Origin of the sequence: Nocardioides sp. YIM 152315 (assembly GCF_029210375.1) — a bacterium.
GTDB lineage: Bacteria > Actinomycetota > Actinomycetes > Propionibacteriales > Nocardioidaceae > Nocardioides.
The window spans coordinates 1-18,236 of record NZ_JARGER010000049.1 but is presented as its reverse complement, the minus strand read 5'-3'; the positions used below and the strand labels follow the sequence as shown (position 1 = coordinate 18,236).

At 71.5% G+C, this 18,236-nt stretch carries 10 protein-coding genes and 1 pseudogene; 7 read left to right on the top strand and 4 right to left on the bottom strand.

The features are described 5' to 3' along the window. Positions 1-11: 11 nt before the first annotated feature. Positions 12-2,597 carry an alpha-glucan family phosphorylase gene (glgP, locus tag PZ894_RS23190; protein WP_275748418.1) on the bottom strand — a complete coding sequence of 862 codons (2,586 nt, stop codon included), beginning with the start codon at positions 2,595-2,597 and terminating at the stop codon, positions 12-14. 182 nt (positions 2,598-2,779) lie between these two features. Between glgP and PZ894_RS23185 the strand changes: the two genes are divergently transcribed. Genes PZ894_RS23185 through PZ894_RS23165 form a run of 5 tightly spaced genes read left to right on the top strand, consistent with a single transcriptional unit; the run spans position 2,780 to position 10,933 of the window. Then, a complete protein-coding gene (locus tag PZ894_RS23185) occupies positions 2,780-4,762 on the top strand; it encodes an alpha-1,4-glucan--maltose-1-phosphate maltosyltransferase (protein ID WP_275748416.1) in 1,983 nt (660 codons plus the stop codon). Beyond that, a complete protein-coding gene (gene treS, locus PZ894_RS23180) occupies positions 4,759-6,480 on the top strand; it encodes a maltose alpha-D-glucosyltransferase (RefSeq protein ID WP_275748414.1) in 1,722 nt (573 codons plus the stop codon). Before PZ894_RS23185 ends, treS begins: the two co-directional genes overlap by 4 nt. After that, entirely contained in the window at positions 6,477-7,943 is a 1,467-nt protein-coding gene (locus tag PZ894_RS23175; RefSeq protein ID WP_275748412.1) for a phosphotransferase, read from the top strand. Before treS ends, PZ894_RS23175 begins: the two co-directional genes overlap by 4 nt. After that, the gene (gene glgB, locus PZ894_RS23170; RefSeq protein WP_275748410.1) at positions 7,933-10,143 is read left to right on the top strand and encodes a 1,4-alpha-glucan branching protein GlgB; all 2,211 of its coding nucleotides are present in this window, start codon (positions 7,933-7,935) and stop codon (positions 10,141-10,143) included. Before PZ894_RS23175 ends, glgB begins: the two co-directional genes overlap by 11 nt. Positions 10,144-10,171: 28 nt before the next feature. Continuing rightward, entirely contained in the window at positions 10,172-10,933 is a 762-nt protein-coding gene (locus PZ894_RS23165) for an NUDIX hydrolase (RefSeq protein ID WP_275748409.1), read from the top strand. A gap of 182 nt (positions 10,934-11,115) precedes the next feature. On the opposite strand, the pseudogene PZ894_RS23160 reads toward PZ894_RS23165, so the two are convergent. Next, positions 11,116-11,814 (bottom strand): annotated as a pseudogene (locus PZ894_RS23160) (EamA family transporter); the annotation flags it as partial. A gap of 150 nt (positions 11,815-11,964) precedes the next feature. On the opposite strand from PZ894_RS23160, the gene PZ894_RS23155 reads away from it, so the two are divergent. Beyond that, complete coding sequence (locus PZ894_RS23155) at positions 11,965-12,879, top strand: LysR family transcriptional regulator (protein WP_275748408.1); 915 nt, start codon at positions 11,965-11,967, stop codon at positions 12,877-12,879. On the opposite strand, the gene PZ894_RS23150 is transcribed toward PZ894_RS23155, so the two are convergent. Then, entirely contained in the window at positions 12,842-13,786 is a 945-nt protein-coding gene (locus PZ894_RS23150; protein WP_275748407.1) for a tetratricopeptide repeat protein, read from the bottom strand. The genes PZ894_RS23155 and PZ894_RS23150 overlap by 38 nt on opposite strands. A gap of 213 nt (positions 13,787-13,999) precedes the next feature. Beyond that, a complete protein-coding gene (locus tag PZ894_RS23145) occupies positions 14,000-15,688 on the bottom strand; it encodes a methylmalonyl-CoA mutase family protein (protein WP_275748406.1) in 1,689 nt (562 codons plus the stop codon). 154 nt (positions 15,689-15,842) lie between these two features. Here PZ894_RS23145 and PZ894_RS23140 point away from each other — a divergent pair, with 154 nt between their 5' ends. Then, entirely contained in the window at positions 15,843-18,050 is a 2,208-nt protein-coding gene (locus tag PZ894_RS23140) for an immune inhibitor A domain-containing protein (protein WP_275748405.1), read from the top strand. Positions 18,051-18,236 lie beyond the last annotated feature (186 nt).

Below are 18,236 nucleotides of genomic sequence, written 5' to 3'. Positions count from 1 at the left end.
GATTCAACGTCTTAGGGGAGGGCGACGATCCCGAGCTCGGCGGGGGTGGCCAGCAGGTCGTTGCGGGGTACGACGCGGACCGTGTAGCCGAACGAGCCGGAGTGGTCGAGCACGACGTCCCCGTCGAAGCGGTGCCGGCCGCCTTCGTAGGACTCGGCGACGTGCAGGCTCTCGACGGTGGTGGAGACCAGCTCGTCGTCACCAGTGCTCCGGCCGTGCACGAGCTGGACGTCCACGTCCTGCGGGGAGAGGTCGCCCAGCGCGACGAACGCGCGCACGCTCATGGTGTCGCCCACCTCCGGTGCGTCGCCGACGCCGCTGCTCTCGACGTGCTCGACGCGGACGCCTGCCCAGCCGGTGCGCACCTTCTTCTTCCAGGCGGCGAGCTCGACGGCTCCGTCGTAGTCGGAGTTGAGCCGGCGACCCGTGGACGTGGCGGGCAGGTAGAGCTCGCGGACGTAGTCGCGCACCATCCGGGTCGCGAGCACCTTCGGGCCCAGCGACTTCAGCGTGTGCCGGACCATCTCGATCCAGCGACTCGGGACGCCCTCGGCGTCGAGGTCGTAGAAGCGCGGCGCGACCTCGTTCTCGATGAGGTCGTAGAGCGCCGCCGCCTCGAGGTCGTCGCGGTGGTCGACGTCCTCGACTCCGTCGGCGGTGGGGATGGCCCAGCCGTTGTCGCCGTCGTACCACTCGTCCCACCAGCCGTCGAGCACCGAGAGGTTGAGGCCGCCGTTGAGCGCGGCCTTCATCCCGGACGTGCCGCACGCCTCGTAGGGCCGCAGCGGGTTGTTCAGCCAGACGTCACAGCCCGGGTAGAGCGGCTGCGCCATCGCGATGTCGTAGTTGGGCAGGAAGACGATCCGGTGCCGGACCTCCGGGTCGTCCGAGAGCCGCACGATGTCCTGGATCAGCTTCTTGCCGCCGTCGTCGGCCGGGTGCGCCTTGCCGGCGATCACCAGCTGGACGGGTCGCTCGGGGTGCAGCAGCAGGCTCTTGAGCCGCGCGGGGTCGCGCATCATCAGCGTCAGCCGCTTGTACGACGCGGCGCGCCTCGCGAAGCCGATCGTGAGCACGTCGGGGTCGAGCGCCGACTCGATCCAGCCGAGCTCGGCGCGCGCCGAGCCGCGCTTCTCCCACGACCGGGCGAGGCGGCGGCGCGCGTCCTGGACGAGCCGCTCGCGCAGCTGCCGCTTGACCGCCCACATCTCGGTGCCGGGGACCTTGTCGACCGCGGCCCAGAAGGCGTCGGTGTCGTCGCTGTCGGGATCGGCCCCCTGGCTGGCGGCCAGCGCGATGACCTCGCGCCCGACCCAGGTGGGGGCGTGCACGCCGTTGGTGATCGAGCTGATCGGCACCTCGGCCTCGTCGAAGGCGGGCCACAGGCCGTTGAACATGCCACGGCTGACGTGGCCGTGCAGCCGGGAGACGCCGTTGGCGCGCTGCGAGAGCCGGAAGCCCATCACGGCCATGTTGAAGACGCCCGGGTCGCCGCCCTCGTAGCCCTCGGCGCCGAGGTCGAGCACGCGCTCGACGGGGACGCCGGGGGTGGCGCCGGCGTCGCTGAAGTACTGCTCGACGAGCGTGCGGGGGAAGCGGTCGATGCCGGCCGGCACCGGGGTGTGGGTGGTGAAGACCGTCGACGCCCGGCTGACCTCGAGGGCGGTGTCGAAGTCGAGGCGCGGCCCGCCCTCGGCGACGGTGAGCTCGCGGATGCGCTCCAGGCCGAGGAAGCCGGCGTGGCCCTCGTTGGTGTGGAACACCTCCGGCACCGGGTGTCCGGTGATCCGCGAGTAGGCCCGCAGCGCCCGCACGCCGCCGACGCCGAGCAGCAGCTCCTGGCGCAGCCGGTGCTCGCTGTTGCCGCCGTACAGCCGGTCGGTGACGTCGCGGTAGTGGTCGGGGTTGCCCTCGACGTCGGTGTCGAGCATGAGCAGCGGCACGCGGCCGACGCTGGCGACCCAGATCCGCGCGAGCAGGTCGGGACCGTCGGGCAGGGCGATGCTGATCGTCGCGCGCTCGCCGTTCTCCTCGCGCAGCAGGGAGATGGGGAGGCCGTCGGGGTCGAGGACCGGGTAGGTCTCCTGCTGCCAGCCCTCGCGGGAGAGCGACTGCTTGAAGTAGCCGTGGCGGTAGAGCAGGCCGACGCCGACGATGGGTACGCCGAGGTCGCTCGCGGCCTTGAGGTGGTCGCCGGCGAGGATGCCGAGGCCGCCGGAGTACTGCGGCAGCACGGCGGTGATGCCGAACTCGGGCGAGAAGTAGGCGATCGCGCCCGGCGCGTCGGCCCCGGACGCGAGGCGGCGCTGGTACCAGCGGTCGCCGGTGAGGTACTGCTCGAGATCGGCCCGGGCGGCGCCGAGCCGCTCGAGGAAGGAGTCGTCGGCGGCCAGCTCCTCGAACCGCCGGCGGTCGACCGCCCCGAGGAGACGCACCGGGTCGCCGCCGACCTCGGCCCACAGCCGGGCGTCGACGGCGGCGAAGAGGTCCTGGGTCTCGGGGTGCCACGACCAGCGGAGGTTGCCGGCGAGATCACCGAGCGCGGTGAGGGCCGGGGGCAGCACGGGACGGACGGTGAAGCGACGGATGGCACGCACGGGTCGGACGTTACCGCGAGATTCTTGGAACGATCAAAGGGGCGGGCGCGAACGTGTCGTCCGCCACCCGGCCACCGCCGGTCCGGCACCCAGCGCGCATGCTCGCGGCCGAACGGGGCACGCACTGGATGGGTCGCGGCGCACTTGCCGGCCCGTCCCCGATTCTCGCTAGGTTGGAGGCCATGGTCGGTCGCATCCCCGTCATGGACGTCACGCCCCTGGTCGACCTGGGCCGACAGCCCGCGAAGGCGACGGTCGGCGAGCCGTTCCCCGTCACCGCGAGCGTGTTCCGCGAGGGTCACGACAAGCTCGGCGCCGAGGTGGTGCTGGTCGACCCGACCGGCCGGCGCCGACCTCCGGTGCGGATGGTGAAGGACCCCGACGTGCCCGACCGGCACGTCGCGTGGGTGACCCCGGACGCGCCGGGCGCGTGGACCTTCGAGATCGCCGCGTGGTCCGACCCCGTGGCGACCTGGCAGCACGCCGCCGGCCTGAAGATCCCCGCCGGCGTCGACGTGGAGCTGATGTTCACCGAGGGGCGGCTGATCCTCGACCGGGTCCTGTCGACCCTGGACCCCCGCGACCCGGCGACGGCCGAGGCGACCACCGTGCTCCAGGGCGCCCTCGAGGCCGCCGACGACGTCGAGCGCCCCGCGGCCGCCCGCCTCGCCGCGCTGCAGGCCCCGGACCTGCAGGCCGTGCTCGCCGCCCACCCGCTGCGCGAGCTGCTGACGGTCGAGGGGCCCTACCCGGCGTACGCCGACCGCCCGAAGGGGCTGTTCAGCAGCTGGTACGAGTTCTTCCCGCGCTCGGAGGGCGCGACCCGCGACGAGAGGACGGGGACCCTCACGAGCGGCAGCTTCCGGACCGCCGCCAAGCGGCTCGACGCCGTCGCGGCGATGGGGTTCGACGTCGTCTACCTGCCGCCGATCCACCCCATCGGCGAGGTCAACCGCAAGGGGCCGAACAACACGCTCGACCCCGGCCCCGACGACACCGGCTCACCGTGGGCGATCGGCTCCCGGCAGGGCGGCCACGACGCGATCCACCCCGACCTCGGCACGTTCGACGACTTCGACGCCTTCGTCGGCCGGGCCCACACGCTCGGCCTCGAGGTCGCGCTCGACCTCGCCCTCCAGGCCGCGCCCGACCACCCCTGGGTGACCAGCAACCCGGAGTGGTTCACCACACGCGCCGACGGCACGATCGCCTACGCCGAGAACCCGCCCAAGAAGTACCAGGACATCTACCCGGTCAACTTCGACAACGACCCCTCCGGCATCTGCCAGGAGGTGCTGCGGATCGTGCGACTGTGGATGTCCCACGGCGTCCGGGTCTTCCGCGTCGACAACCCCCACACCAAGCCGGTGGCCTTCTGGGAGTGGCTGCTCAAGGAGGTCCGCCGCACCGACCCCGACGTCCTATTCCTCTCCGAGGCGTTCACCCGCCCGGCGATGATGCACGCGCTCGGCGCGATCGGCTTCCACCAGAGCTACACGTACTTCACCTGGCGCAACGGCAAGCGGGAGCTCGAGGAGTACCTCGTCGAGGTGTCCCGCGAGTCCGACCACCTGATGCGGCCGAACTTCTTCGTCAACACCCCCGACATCCTGCACGCCTACCTGCAGTACGGCGGGCCTGCGGCGTTCAAGATCCGCGCCGCGATCGCCGCGACCGGGTCGCCGAGCTGGGGTGTCTACGCCGGCTACGAGCTGTTCGAGCACGTCGCGGTCCGGCCGGGCAGCGAGGAGTACCTCGACTCCGAGAAGTACCAGATCCGGATCCGCGACTGGGACACCGCCGACCGCGAGGGGCGCTCGCTCGCGCCGTACCTGACCCGCCTGAACGAGATCCGCCGCGCCCACCCCGCGCTCCAGCAGCTGCGCAACGTCACCGTGCACTGGAGCGACGACGACAACATCCTGGTCTTCTCGAAGGGGGCGGCCGACGACGTCGTCATCGTCGTGGTCAACCTCGACCCGCATGCAGCGCGCGAGACCACGGTCCACCTCGACCTGCGTGCGCTCGGGGTCGGCGACCACGAGGCGTTCGTGGTGCACGACGAGATCACCGGGGCCGACTGGACCTGGCAGCAGCACAACTACGTCCGGCTGGATCCCTACCACGAGCCGGCGCACATCCTCTCGGTCAGGAGGAGCCGGTGACCCAGGACTCCCTCCAGCACCAGGTCCTCAACCAACGCACGCCGGAGTGGTTCAAGACCGCGGTCTTCTACGAGGTCCTGGTCCGGGCGTTCCGCGACTCCAACGCCGACGGCACCGGTGACTTCCGCGGCCTGGTCGACAAGCTCGACTACCTGCAGTGGCTCGGCGTCGACTGTCTGTGGATCCCGCCGTTCTTCCCCAGCCCGCTGCGCGACGACGGGTACGACGTCGCCGACTACACCGGCGTGCACCCCGACATCGGGACGATCGACGACTTCCGCTACTTCCTGGGCGAGGCCCACAAGCGCGGTCTGCGCGTGATCATCGACTTCGTGATGAACCACACGAGCGACCAGCACGAGTGGTTCCAGCAGTCGCGCACCGACCCGGAGGGCCCGTACGGCGACTTCTACGTGTGGTCGGACAGCGACGAGCTCTACCAGGAGGCGCGGATCATCTTCGTCGACACCGAGCCGTCGAACTGGACGTGGGACCCGGTGCGCCAGCAGTACTTCTGGCACCGCTTCTTCTCCCACCAGCCCGACCTCAACTTCGACAACCCGCTGGTGCACGAGGCGATCCTCGACGCGATCCGCTTCTGGCTCGACATGGGCATGGACGGGTTCCGGCTCGACGCGGTGCCCTACCTCTACGAGCGCCCGGGCAGCAACGGGGAGAACCTGCCCGAGACCCACGAGTTCCTCAAGCGGGTCCGCAAGGTCGTCGACGACGAGTACCCCGGCCGGGTGCTGCTCTGCGAGGCCAACCAGTGGCCGGAGGACGTCGTCGAGTACTTCGGCGACTTCGACAGCGGCGGCGACGAGTGCCACATGGCCTTCCACTTCCCGGTGATGCCGCGCATCTTCATGGCGGTGCGTCGCGAGTCCCGCTTCCCGATCTCGGAGATCCTCGAGCAGACGCCGCCGATCCCGGACAAGTGCCAGTGGGGCATCTTCCTGCGCAACCACGACGAGCTCACGCTCGAGATGGTCACGGACGAGGACCGCGACTACATGTGGGGCGAGTACGCCAAGGACCCCCGCATGAAGGCCAACATCGGCATCCGTCGGCGGCTGGCCCCCCTGCTCGACAACGACACCAACCAGATGGAGCTCTTCAACGCGCTGCTGCTGTCGCTGCCCGGCTCGCCGGTGCTCTACTACGGCGACGAGATCGGCATGGGCGACAACATCTGGCTCGGCGACCGCGACGGCGTACGCACCCCGATGCAGTGGACCGCCGACCGCAACGCCGGCTTCTCGAGCGCCACGCCGGGCAAGCTCGACCGGCCCGTGATCCAGGACCCGGTCTTCGGGTACCAGTCGGTCAACGTGGAGGCCCAGCTCGAGAACTCGTCGTCGCTCCTGCACTGGATGCGGCGGATGATCCACGCACGCCGCAACCACCCCGCGTTCGGCCTCGGCGCCTTCCACGACCTCGGGGGCTCGAACCCGTCGGTGCTCTCCTACGTCCGCGAGCACGCCGACGAGGACGGCCACGAGGACCTCATCCTCTGCGTCAACAACCTGTCGCGCTTCCCGCAGCCGGTCGAGCTCGACCTGAGGCGGTTCGAGGGCCGGCGTCCGGTCGAGCTGCTCGGAGGCGTGCCGTTCCCCGAGATCGGCGAGCTGCCCTACCTGCTCACCCTGGCCGGCTACGGGTTCTACTGGTTCCGGCTCACCGAGGCCGAGACCACCGAGGAGGGGCTACTCCTGTGACTGCACCATCTCCTGGGGCCGAGCCGGACGTCTTCGAACGGTACCTCGAGCGCACCCGGTGGTTCGGCGGCAAGGGCCGGCCGTTCTCGATCGCGAGCGTGCGCCGCGTCGGCGAGCTGCCGGGCGGCGGCGACGGCGGGCCGTGGGTCGTCATCGACCTCGTCGAGGTGGCGTACGACGACGCGCCCGGCGGCACCGAGGTCTACCAGGTGCCGATGGCGCTCTACACCGACCCGGAGACCCGGCTTGACCACGCCTTCATCGGGTGGTGGGAGGAGCCGGCGTACGGCTGGGTGCACGCGTACGACGCGCTGCACGACCGCGAGGCGATGGGGCTCTGGCTGCGCGCGTTCGACCGCGCGGCACGGGAGGCGGGCGGCAACCTCACCGACGAGAGCGGGCTCCGCTTCCATCGGATCGGGGAGCACGACCTCGACCTCGACACGCACTCGACGCTCTTCTCGGGTGAGCAGTCGAACTCATCGGTGGCCTTCGGCGAGGACTCGCTGATGAAGGTCTTCCGCAAGATCACGCCGGGGGTGAACCCCGACATCAGCGTCCACGACGTGCTCACGCGGGCAGGCTCCGAGCACATCGCCGCGCTCTACGGCTGGCTCGACTGGGTCGACGGCGATCCCTCGAGCACCACCGCCGAGGGCCGCGGCACGACCATGCAGCTGGCGATGCTGCAGCAGTTCCTGCGCACCGCCAGCGACGGCTGGGAGCTGGCGCTGGCCAGCGCGCGCAACCTGCTCTCGGAGGCCGACCTGCACGCCCACGAGGCCGGTGGGGACTTCGCCGGCGAGTCCGCCCGGCTGGGCGAGGCCCTCCACGAGGTCCACGCCGTCCTCGCCGAGCACTTCCCCACCGAGCAGCGCGACGCGGCGGCCGCCGGCGCGCTCGCCGACGCGATGAACCGGCGCCTCGACGAGGCGCTCGACGTCGTGCCCGAGCTGGCCGAGCACGCCGAGCGGCTGCGCGCGACGTACGAGCGTCTCCGCGCGCTGCCGGGGCTGACCGTGCAGCAGGTGCACGGCGACCTGCACCTCGGCCAGACCCTGCGCACCAGCCTGGGCTGGAAGATCGTCGACTTCGAGGGCGAGCCCGCCAAGCCGCTGGTCGAGCGCCTCGAGCCCGACTCGCCCTGGCGCGACGTCGCCGGCATGCTGCGGTCCTTCGACTATGCCCCTCGCGTCGTCGAGCGGTCCGTGGGCCAGGACGACCCGGAGGCCGCGCCGCAGCGCGCCTATCGCGTGGAGGAGTGGGCCCACCGCAACTGCAACCACTTCCTCGTGGCGTACGCCGGCGGCGAGCCCAGCGACGAGCAGCGCGTGCTCCTCGACGCCTACGTCGCCGACAAGCTCGTCTACGAGACCGTCTACGAGACCCGCAACCGGCCGACGTGGGTGAGCATCCCGCTGGCCGCGGTCACCCGGATGGGAGCGGAGCGACATGACCACTGAGGCCCCGAAGACGCTGCCGATCGACACCGCCGAGCTGCACCAGGTCGCCCACGGCGAGCACGGCAACCCCCACGGGGTGCTCGGCCCGCACCCCCACGACGGCGGCGTGACCGTCCGCGTGCTGCGGCCGCTGGCGTCGCAGGTCGTCGTCCGCTGGGGCGGCGCCGAGTCCGGCGAGACCGAGCTCCACCACGAGCACGAGGGTGTCTGGGTCGGCGTGGTCCCGCTGCCTGACGTGCCCGACTACCGCGTCGCGACGACCTACGACGCCGACGAGGTCGTGCGCGACGACCCCTACCGCTTCCTGCCCACGCTCGGCGAGGTCGACCTCCACCTGATCAACGAGGGTCGGCACGAGCAGCTGTGGGAGGTGCTGGGCGCGCGGGTCCACCACTACCCCGGCGCGATCGAGCCGGTCACCGGCACGTCGTTCGCGGTGTGGGCGCCGTCGGCGCGCGCCGTGCGGATCAAGGCCGACTTCAACAGCTGGGACGGCCGCGAGCACCCGATGCGCCAGCTCGGCACCAGCGGCGTGTGGGAGTTGTTCGTCCCCGACGTCGGCTCGGGCGCGGCGTACAAGTTCGTGATCCTCGGCCCCGACGGGCAGTGGCGCGAGAAGGCCGACCCGATGGCCTACTGGGCCGAGCGACCGGCCGACACGGCGTCGAAGGTCTTCGAGTCCTCCCACGAGTGGGGCGACGGGGCGTGGATCGACGCGCGGCCCGACCGCTCGCCGGTCAGCGAGCCGATGAGCGTCTACGAGATGCACCTCGGCTCGTGGAAGAAGCACCACGACGGCCGCTACTGGTCGTGGGCCGAGCTCGCCGAGGAGCTCCCCGAGTACGTCGCGGGCCTGGGGTTCACCCACGTCGAGCTGATGCCGGTGATGCAGCACCCGTTCGGCGGCTCGTGGGGCTACCACGTGACGTCGTACTTCGCGCCGGACTCGCGGTTCGGCGACCCCGACGGCTTCCGGCTGCTCGTCGACCGGCTGCACCAGGCCGGCGTCGGCGTGATCCTCGACTGGGTCCCGGGCCACTTCGCGACCGACGAGTGGGCGCTGGCTCGCTTCGACGGCACCCCGCTCTACGAGGACCCCAACCCCCAGCGTGGCTGGCACCAGGAGTGGGGCTCGCACATCTTCAACTTCGGTCGCCGGGAGGTGCGCAACTTCCTGTACGCCAACGCGCTCTACTGGCTCGAGGAGTTCCACGCCGACGGGCTGCGCGTCGACGGCGTCGCCTCGATGCTCTACCTCGACTACGCCCGCAAGGAGGGCGAGTGGACCCCCAACGTCCACGGCGGCCACGAGAACCTCGAGGCGGTGCAGTTCCTCCAGGAGATGAACGCGACCGTCTACAAGCGCGTGCCCGGCATCACCACGATCGCCGAGGAGTCGACGTCGTGGCCCGGCGTCACCCGGCCCACCTCCTCCGACGGGCTCGGCTTCGGCTTCAAGTGGAACATGGGCTGGATGCACGACTCGCTCGACTACCTGGCGCGCGAGCCCGTGCACCGCGCCTACCACCACGGCGAGATGACCTTCTCTCTCGTCTACGCCTTCTCCGAGAACTTCGTGCTGCCGCTCAGCCACGACGAGGTCGTGCACGGCAAGGGATCGCTGCTGCGCAAGATGCCCGGCGACCGTTGGCAGCAGCTCGCCAACCTGCGCGCCTACCTCGGGCTCATGTGGGCGCACCCCGGCAAGCAGCTGCTGTTCATGGGCGGCGAGCTCGGGCAGGAGTCGGAGTGGGCCGAGTCGCGCGAGCTCGACTGGTGGCTGCTCGACCACCCCGAGCACCGGGGCGTCTCGACCCTCGTGCGCGACCTCAACGCGGCGTACGTCGGCTCGCCCGCACTGTGGGCCCTCGACCACGACCCGGGCGGCTTCCAGTGGATCGACGCCAACGACGCGGGCCGCAACGTCTTCTCGTTCGTACGCCGCAGCGGGACCGACGCGTCGGAGATCGTGTGCGTGTCGAACTTCGCCGCCGTGCCGCACGACGACTACCGGATCGGGCTGCCGTCGGCCGGCGAGTGGGACGAGATCGTGAACACCGACGCCGAGTCCTACACCGGCTCCGGCGTCGGCAACTTCGGCTCGATCACCGCCGTCGAGGGCGAGTGGTCGGGACAGCCCGCCCACGCGACGATCGTCGTACCGCCGCTGGCGACGGTGTGGTTCCGGCGGCGCGGCTGACGCGGGGCGCGGTCGCTAGAGTCTCCACGTGACCGAGCCGAGCACCACCGTGACGACCATCGCGGACGGGATCGCACGGATCTCCTGGACCGGCGAGGAGCCGATCGACGTCATCCGCCACAACGTGGTCGCCGCGCTCGCCGACCACGCCCGGGTCGAGGCGCTGGTCGACCCCGACGACGAGGGCGCGCAGCGGGCGGCCACCTGGTCTGGCCTGCGCCGCGAGGGCGTGATGCGCGGCGTCACGGTCGACGGCGCCCCGGTGGATCGCATCGTCTACGCGCGACTCGCCACCGACACCCCGCTGCACGAGCCCGAGGGGTTCCGGGCGCTGCTGAACTCGTTCCTCCCGCGCAAGCGCGCGATCGGCCAGATGCTGGTCCGCGACCGGGACGGCCGGGTGCTGCTGTGCCACCTGACCTACAAGACCGACTGGGATCTCCCGGGCGGCGTGGTCGAGGTCAACGAGTCGCCCCGGGTCGCCGTCGGCCGCGAGATCAAGGAGGAGCTCGGTCTCGACATCGCGCCCGGCGGGCTGGTGCTCGCCGACTGGCTGCCGGCCTGGAGCGGTTGGGACGACGCCGTCTGCCTGGTCTTCGACGGCGGCACCCACGACGCCGCGCTCACGGAGACGATCGTCCGCGAGGCGCGCGAGATCCGCACCGCCGAGTTCTGCACGCCCGCGCAGGTCCGCGACCGCTGCGCCGACTTCACCGCCCGCCGCATCGAGGCCGCCCTCGCGAACGTCGACGCCGGTCGCGGCCCGTCGTACACCGAGTCCGGTCGCTGAGGGCCGTCGGGCCGAGGTCGCTCACCTGGGGCGGTGGATCCGGCTCGGTCTCGGCCAGACCAGACCGAGCCAAGCTCACCGCCGTCGGCCGGCCGCACCGCGGGCCGCACCGCGGGCCGCATCGCCACCAGCACGCCGACGATCAGCAGCAGGCCGCCGCCGAGCTCGGCGGCGTTGGGCCGCTGGTCGAGCAGCAGCCACGCCGAGGCCATCGCGACGACCGGCGCGAGCAGCACCCAGGGCACGACCGACGACGACGGGTTGCGACCCAGCAGGGTGTTGAAGACGCCGTACCCGACGAGCGACGCGAGCCCGGCCGTGTAGGCCGTGGACACCGCCGCCTGCCAGGAGAACGACGCCAGTGCGCCACCGACGGCGGCGGGACCGTCGACGAGCAGCGAGAGCGCCAGCAGGGGCACCGGCACGACGACCGCCGACCACACGGTGAGCGACAGCCCGGCCCGGACGCCCGACGCGCGCGCGACGACGTTGCCGATCCCCCACGACAGGGCGCCGAGCACGCAGAGCGCCAGCGCGAGCACCGAGACGTCGCCGCCCCGGCCCGCGGCGACCACGGCGAGACCGATCGATCCGAGGAACACACCGACCGCCTGGGCGTACGTCGGCACCTCGCGCAGCGCCCCGGCCGCGATCGCGACGGTGAAGATGACCTGGGCCTGCAGCACGAGCGCGGCCAGCCCGGGCGGCATCCCCGCGTCCATCGAGACGTAGAGGAAGCCGAACTGGCCGAGCGACATGAACGCGCCGACCGCGGCGACCACCCGCCACGGCGCGACGGGCCGGGCCACGAACAGGATCGCGGGGAAGACGACGACCGCGAACCGGATCGCCGCGAACAGCAGCGGCGGGACGCCGTTCATCCCCCAGTCGATGACCACGAAGTTGAATCCCCAGATCGAGGCGACGGCGGCGGCGAGCAGGGAGTCACGACGGTTCACGCGCTCAGCCAACCCCACGAGACCATGCAGCACCAGCGAATGATTATGCATGGATCGATGTAGCATCGCTGCATGATCGATCTGGCCGCCCTCGCCAGCCTGCGGGCCGTCGACACCCACGGCTCGGTGGTCGCCGCCGCCGACGCACTCGGGTTCACGCCGAGCGCCGTCTCCCAGCAGGTCAAGCGGCTCGAGAGGCAGACCGGGGTCGCGCTGCTCGAGCGCGTGGGGCGCGGGGTGATCCTCACCGACCACGGACGACACCTCGTCGACGCCGGGGGGCGGCTGCTCGCCGACCTCGAGGAGGTCGAGTCGACGCTCCACCAGCGGGCCGACGCGGTCGTCGGCCACCTGCGGCTCACGGCCTTCTCGACCGCGATGCGCGGACTCGTCGCGCCGGTCGTCGGCCGGCTGCGCGACGCCCACCCCCGCCTCACGCTCTCGCTCACCGAGCGCGAGCCGTGGGACACCGTCGAGCTGGTCGCCTCGGGCCAGAGCGACATCGGCGTCGTGCACCGCTGGGGCGACGTGCCGATCGCGATCCCCGACCATCTGACGGCCACCGTCGTCGCGCACGACGTCGCCGACGTCATCGTCCACCGCGACCATCCGCTCGCCGGCCGCCCCCGGGTCGCTCCGCGAGACCTGGTGGACGAGAGCTGGATCGCCACCCCCGACGGGACGATCTGCCGCCAGTGGCTGACCCGGATGTACGCCGGGACCGGCCGGCTCCCCCACATCGCGCACACCGCGATGGAGTTCGACTCCCACCTCGCCCTGGTCGGGGCACGTCAGGGCATCGCGCTCGTCCCGCGACTGGGACGCCGACCGCTGGGCGCAGACCTGGTCGCCGTGCCCGCGCACGATCCGGAGCCCACCCGCGACGTCATCGCGGTGCACCGGCGCAGCATGGCCGCCTCCCCCGCGATCACCGCGGTGCTGCAGGGCCTCAGAAGAGAGCCGACGCCAGGTTCTGCCGCCCCTTGAGCACCCGCGGGTCGTCGTTGCCGACCGCCGCGAAGAGCCCGAGCAGGTGCTCGCGAGCGCGGTCACGGTCGTCGCCCGCGGTACGGCGCACCAGCTCGACCAGCCGGTGGAAGGCGTCGTCGACGTGACCGCCGAGCATGTCGAGGTCGGCGACCATCGTCTGCGCGTCGACGTCGTCCGGCGTGGCGGCCGCGGCGGCCCGCGCCGCGTTGAGATCGACGCCCTGGGTGCGCTGCAGCACCTTCGCCATCGCGAGACCGGCCGCGGCCTCGACGTCGGCGGGGTTGGCGTCGACGAGCTTCTGGTACTCCGCCACCGCACGGTCGACGTCGCCGTCGCCGAGCGCGTCCTGCGCCGCGGCGTAGCGCGGATCCACCACCGGCTCACCGTCACCGTTGTCGGCGACGGCGGCCGCGCGCGGCTGGTGCCGGCCGGCGACGCCGTTGGCGGTGAGCTGCTGCATCACCTGCGTGATCTGGGCGCGGAGCTGGTCGAGTGGCAGCACGTCCTGGAGCAGGGGCGCCGGTCGGCCGTCCAGCACGGCGACCACCAACGGGATCGACGGGATCTGCATCGCCTGCGCGATCGCCGGCGCCGCGTCGATGTCGACCAGGCCGACGAGGAAGCGCCCCTCGAACTCCCCCGACAACGTCTCGAGGTCGCGTGCGAGGTCCGCGCTCTCCGGCATCCGGGTCGGGGAGTAGAAGACCAGGAACACCGGTGCCGTCGTCGACGACTCGAGCGTCGACTGGAAGTTCTGCTCGGTGATCTGGACGGCGTACGACGAGCCGCCCGGCGCGCCACCGGCAGCGCCACCGCCAGCGTTGCCGGCGGCGCCCCCGGGTGTCGTGCCCGAGAGGCCGGACAGGTCGATGGCGCCGGGACGGGAGAACGACTGCTGGCTCATGCGCCCAATCCTAGGGAGACCGCGCCAGCCGCCTACATCAGACCCAGCGCGGCGGCCTTCTCGCGCACGCTCGGGTGGGCGGCGTGCTCGATCCGCTGGCGCGCCTGCTCGAGCTGGTCGCGGCCGGCAGCACGTCGACCTCGAGGCCGAGCGAGATCCGGCCGTCACGGGGCCGGGTCGTGTGCGCGCTGGAGGTCCACGCCCCCGATCACATCAGAAGCGGGCGGGCTCCCGGTACTCCCCCCACTCCGCGCGCAGGGCGTCGCAGATCTCGCCGAGCGTCGCCTCGGCGCGGCACGCGTCGAGCATCGGCTCGATGACGTTCTCGTCGGCCCGGGCGGCGTCCACCATCCGCGCGAGTGCGGCACGCACCGCGGCGTCGTCGCGGCCGGTACGCCGAGCGGTCAGCGCCCGCACCTGCTCGACCTCGACCTCGTGGGAGACCCGCAGGATCTCGAGGTCGTGGGTCACGGAGTCCTCGTGGCAGTTGACGCCGACGATCCTCTTCTCGCCCTTCTCGAGGGCCACCTGGTACTGGAACGCCGCCTCGGCGATCTCGGACATGAACCAGCCCTCCTCGATGCCGCGCAGCAGCCCGCGGGTCACGAGCCAGTCGCCGTCGCGCACCGCCTCGGCGATCTGCTCGGGGCGGTCGGAGGTGAGGGTCGAGCCGCCCATCGCGAGGATCCTGTCGAAGATCGCGGTGGCCTCGGCCTCGATCCGGTCGGTGAGCGCCTCGACGTACCACGAGCCGCCGAGCGGGTCGGCGACGTTGACGACGCCGGTCTCCTCCATGATCACCTGCTGGGTGCGCAGCGCGATCTCGGCCGCCTGCTCCGACGGCAGCGCGAGGGTCTCGTCGAGCGCGTTGGTGTGCAGGCTGTTGGTGCCGCCGAGGACCGCGGAGAGCGCCTCGATGCCGGTGCGGACGACGTTGTTGTAGGGCTGCTGCGCGGTGAGCGAGACGCCCGCGGTCTGGGTGTGGAAGCGCAGCCACTGCGCCTTCTCGGTGCGCGCGCCGTAGACATCGCGCATCCACCGGGCCCAGATCCGACGGGCGGCGCGGAACTTCGCGATCTCCTCGAAGAAGTCGACGTGGGCGTCGAAGAAGAACGACAGACCCGGCGCGAAGACGTCGACGTCCAGACCGCGGGAGAGCCCGAGCTCGACGTACCCGAACCCGTCGGCGAGCGTGAACGCCAGCTCCTGCGCGGCCGTCGAGCCGGCCTCGCGGATGTGGTAGCCGGAGACCGAGAGCGGCTTGTACGCCGGGATGTGCTCGGCGCAGTGCTCCATCAGGTCGCCGATCAGCTTCAGGTGCGGCTCGGGCGCGAAGAGCCACTCCTTCTGCGCGATGTACTCCTTGAAGATGTCGGTCTGCAGCGTGCCGTTGAGCGTGCGGGTGTCGACGCCGGCGCGCTCCGCGGCGACCAGCATCATGCAGAAGACCGGCACCGCCGGGCCGCTGATCGTCATCGAGGTCGTGACGTCGCCCAGGTCGATGCCGTCGAAGAGGACCTCCATGTCGGCGACGGAGTCGATGGCGACGCCGCAGTGGCCGACCTCGCCGAGCGACTTCGGGTCGTCGGAGTCGCGGCCCATGAGCGTGGGCATGTCGAAGGCGACCGAGAGGCCGCCGCCGCCGCGGCCGAGGATCATCCGGTAGCGCTCGTTGGTCTGCCGGGCGTTGCCGAAGCCGGCGAACTGGCGGATCGTCCAGGTCCGCCCGCGGTAGCCGGTCGGGTAGAGACCGCGCGTGAACGGGAACTCGCCCGGCCACTCCGAGTCTTCGGTGCCGTAGGCCGGCGCGACCTCGAGGCCGCTGAGGGTGGTGAAGTCGGACTCGCGGACCCGCGAGCTCTCGTAGCGGGCCTGCCAGCGGGTGCGCGCGTTCTCGCTCATGCCGAAATACTAGGACGTCCTACTAATTTCCACCAATCCGGACGCCTCCCCGCCGATGGGTATTGCCGAGCGATGCTCCGCTCCGGTAGGACGGTTCCCGGCGCCGCCCGCCACCGCGGGTCGCACTCGGCCGGCGCCGGTCTTGGGAGGACACATGAAACGACCGTTCCTGCCACTCGGAGTCGCCCTCGCCACCTGCGCGGCCGGACTCCTGATCCCGACGGGCGCCGCATCATCGGCGCCACCGTCGGCGGCGAAGGCAGACCAGCCCGTCCCGAACGACGTCCGCGAGGTGTCGCCGGACGCGAAGTTCTCGACCAAGCAGCTGGGGCTCGCCCGGGCGCAGGCGCGCGGCCTGGCGCCGAACGCCGCGGCCGCACCCACACCGCCGGTCGGCACCCAGCGCCAGTGGCTCGGCCTCGACGACGTCCAGGGCGCGTACTACCGCAAGGACTACACACTGCGCGGCGTCGGCGACAAGATCGAGGTCTGGGTCGCCGACGACCTGGCCTTCCCGGCCGAGGACTGCCGCAACCAGGTGGCGGGCACCACCGAGATCACGCAGGCGCAGGTCGACCGCCTCGTCAGCGAGTTCGACGGCAACATGTTCCCCAAGGAGACCGCCGCGTTCAGCACGCCTCCGGACCGCGACGGCACCAACGCCACCGTCCCGCCCGACGCGAACGGCAACGGCGGCGACTACACCGGCGACGGCGACAAGACCGTCGCCCTGATCGACAACGTGCGTGACGACAACTTCTACGACTTCCCCGAGGCCTCGACCTACATCGCCGGCTTCTTCTCCGCCCAGATCAACGAGCTGCTCGACCGCAACGTGATGACGGTCGACGCCTACGACTGGGCCCATCGCACCGGCGACAACCCGCCGGACGACGCGACCGACGACCCGTGCACGAGCCGGCCGTCCCGGCCCAACCTCTACGAGGGCACCTTCGCCCACGAGTGGCAGCACCTGCTGCACTACTACACCGACCCGTTCGAGGTGAACTGGGTCAACGAGGGGCTCTCCGACTTCGCCCAGAGCCTGGTCGGCTACGTCGACGCGACCGCGACCGTCTTCGACCCGGGGGCCGACAGCCACATCTACTGCTTCCAGGGCTTCGGCACGATCCAGACGCCGTACAACCCCAACCCGCGCGACTGCGGCGGCGCCCAGAACTCCCTGACGCTGTGGGGCGAGGACCCGAACCCGGCGGCGACGCTCGCCGACTACGGCAACGCCTACTCGATGATGCTCTACCTCTACGACCGGTTCGGCACGGAGTTCATGTCCGCGCTGCACCGCGACGGTGAGCACCAGGGCATCGCGAGCCTGGCGGCGGAGCTGGCCGCCGAGGGCATCGACGACCCGTACGACGTCGTGCACCAGTACCAGTCGATGACGCTGCTCGACAAGATCGTCGGCGACTCGAAGCGCTCGATCGTGCTCGGCGCGAACAAGCGGCTCGTCACGACCCCGAGCCTGCGCTCGACGGTCAACCTCGACAACCCGGAGTCCTACGACACGCCGGGCGCCGCACCCAACGGTGCCGACTACGTCGCGCTCCGCGGCGCGGACGGCAAGGTCCTGCGGGGCAGCAAGCTCCGTTCGCTGGTCTTCGACGGCGCGGCCACGCTCCCGACCCAGCCACTGGCGTGGACGACGGTCTCGAACGACCCCGACCGCCCCGGCGACTCGGTGCTCTGGTCGGGCAACGCCAACAACCTCGACGCCGCGGCCGTCGCCGAGGTCACCGTGCCGGCGGCCGACCCGACGCTGAGGTTCCTCGCCAAGTACGGCGCGGAGCTCGGCTACGACTACGGCTACGTCCAGGTGTCGACCGACGGCGGTGCGACGTACACCTCGATCCCGGGCGACCGGACGACCGAGGGACCGCTCGGTCCGTCGCTCAACGGGACGACCACCGGGTTCGAGCCGCACACCTTCGACCTGTCGGAGTACGCCGGCCAGACCGTGCTGATCAGCCTCCGCTACGTCAGCGACGGCGGAGTCAACGAGGGCGGCCTGCTCCTCGACGACATCACGGTCGGTGGCACCACGATCAGCGACGGCTCGAGCCTCGCGCCGTTCAGCTCCCCCACGGAGATCCACCCGCAGGAGGTCCAGAACTGGAACCTCAAGCTGGTCGGGATCCGGGACGGCCGCCACCCGGCCGTGCTGCAGGTCGAGTTCGACGGCAAGCGGCACGTCGACCTCAACCGGTGGGAGCTGCTCGCCGCGCTGCCGTTCGAGAAGGTCGTCGCGATCGTGGCGACCGATGACGCCAGCGAGACCGTCCAGCAGTTCGCGCCGTACACCCTGAAGGTGAACGGGGTGACCCAGCCGGGCGGCGCCTCGTAGCGCCCACCGCATCCACCGAGAGCTGCCCGTCGCGGAACCCACCGCGGCGGGCAGCTCCGCGTGAGGTGCGGTGCCGCACCGGCCCAGCCCGACGTACCCGATCGGCTGCGTGGTTTCGAGCTGGGTGGCGGCTTCGCTCGCCGATGCGTGGGGGGACGGTTCTGTGGTGGTCACCGTGGCTGGCTC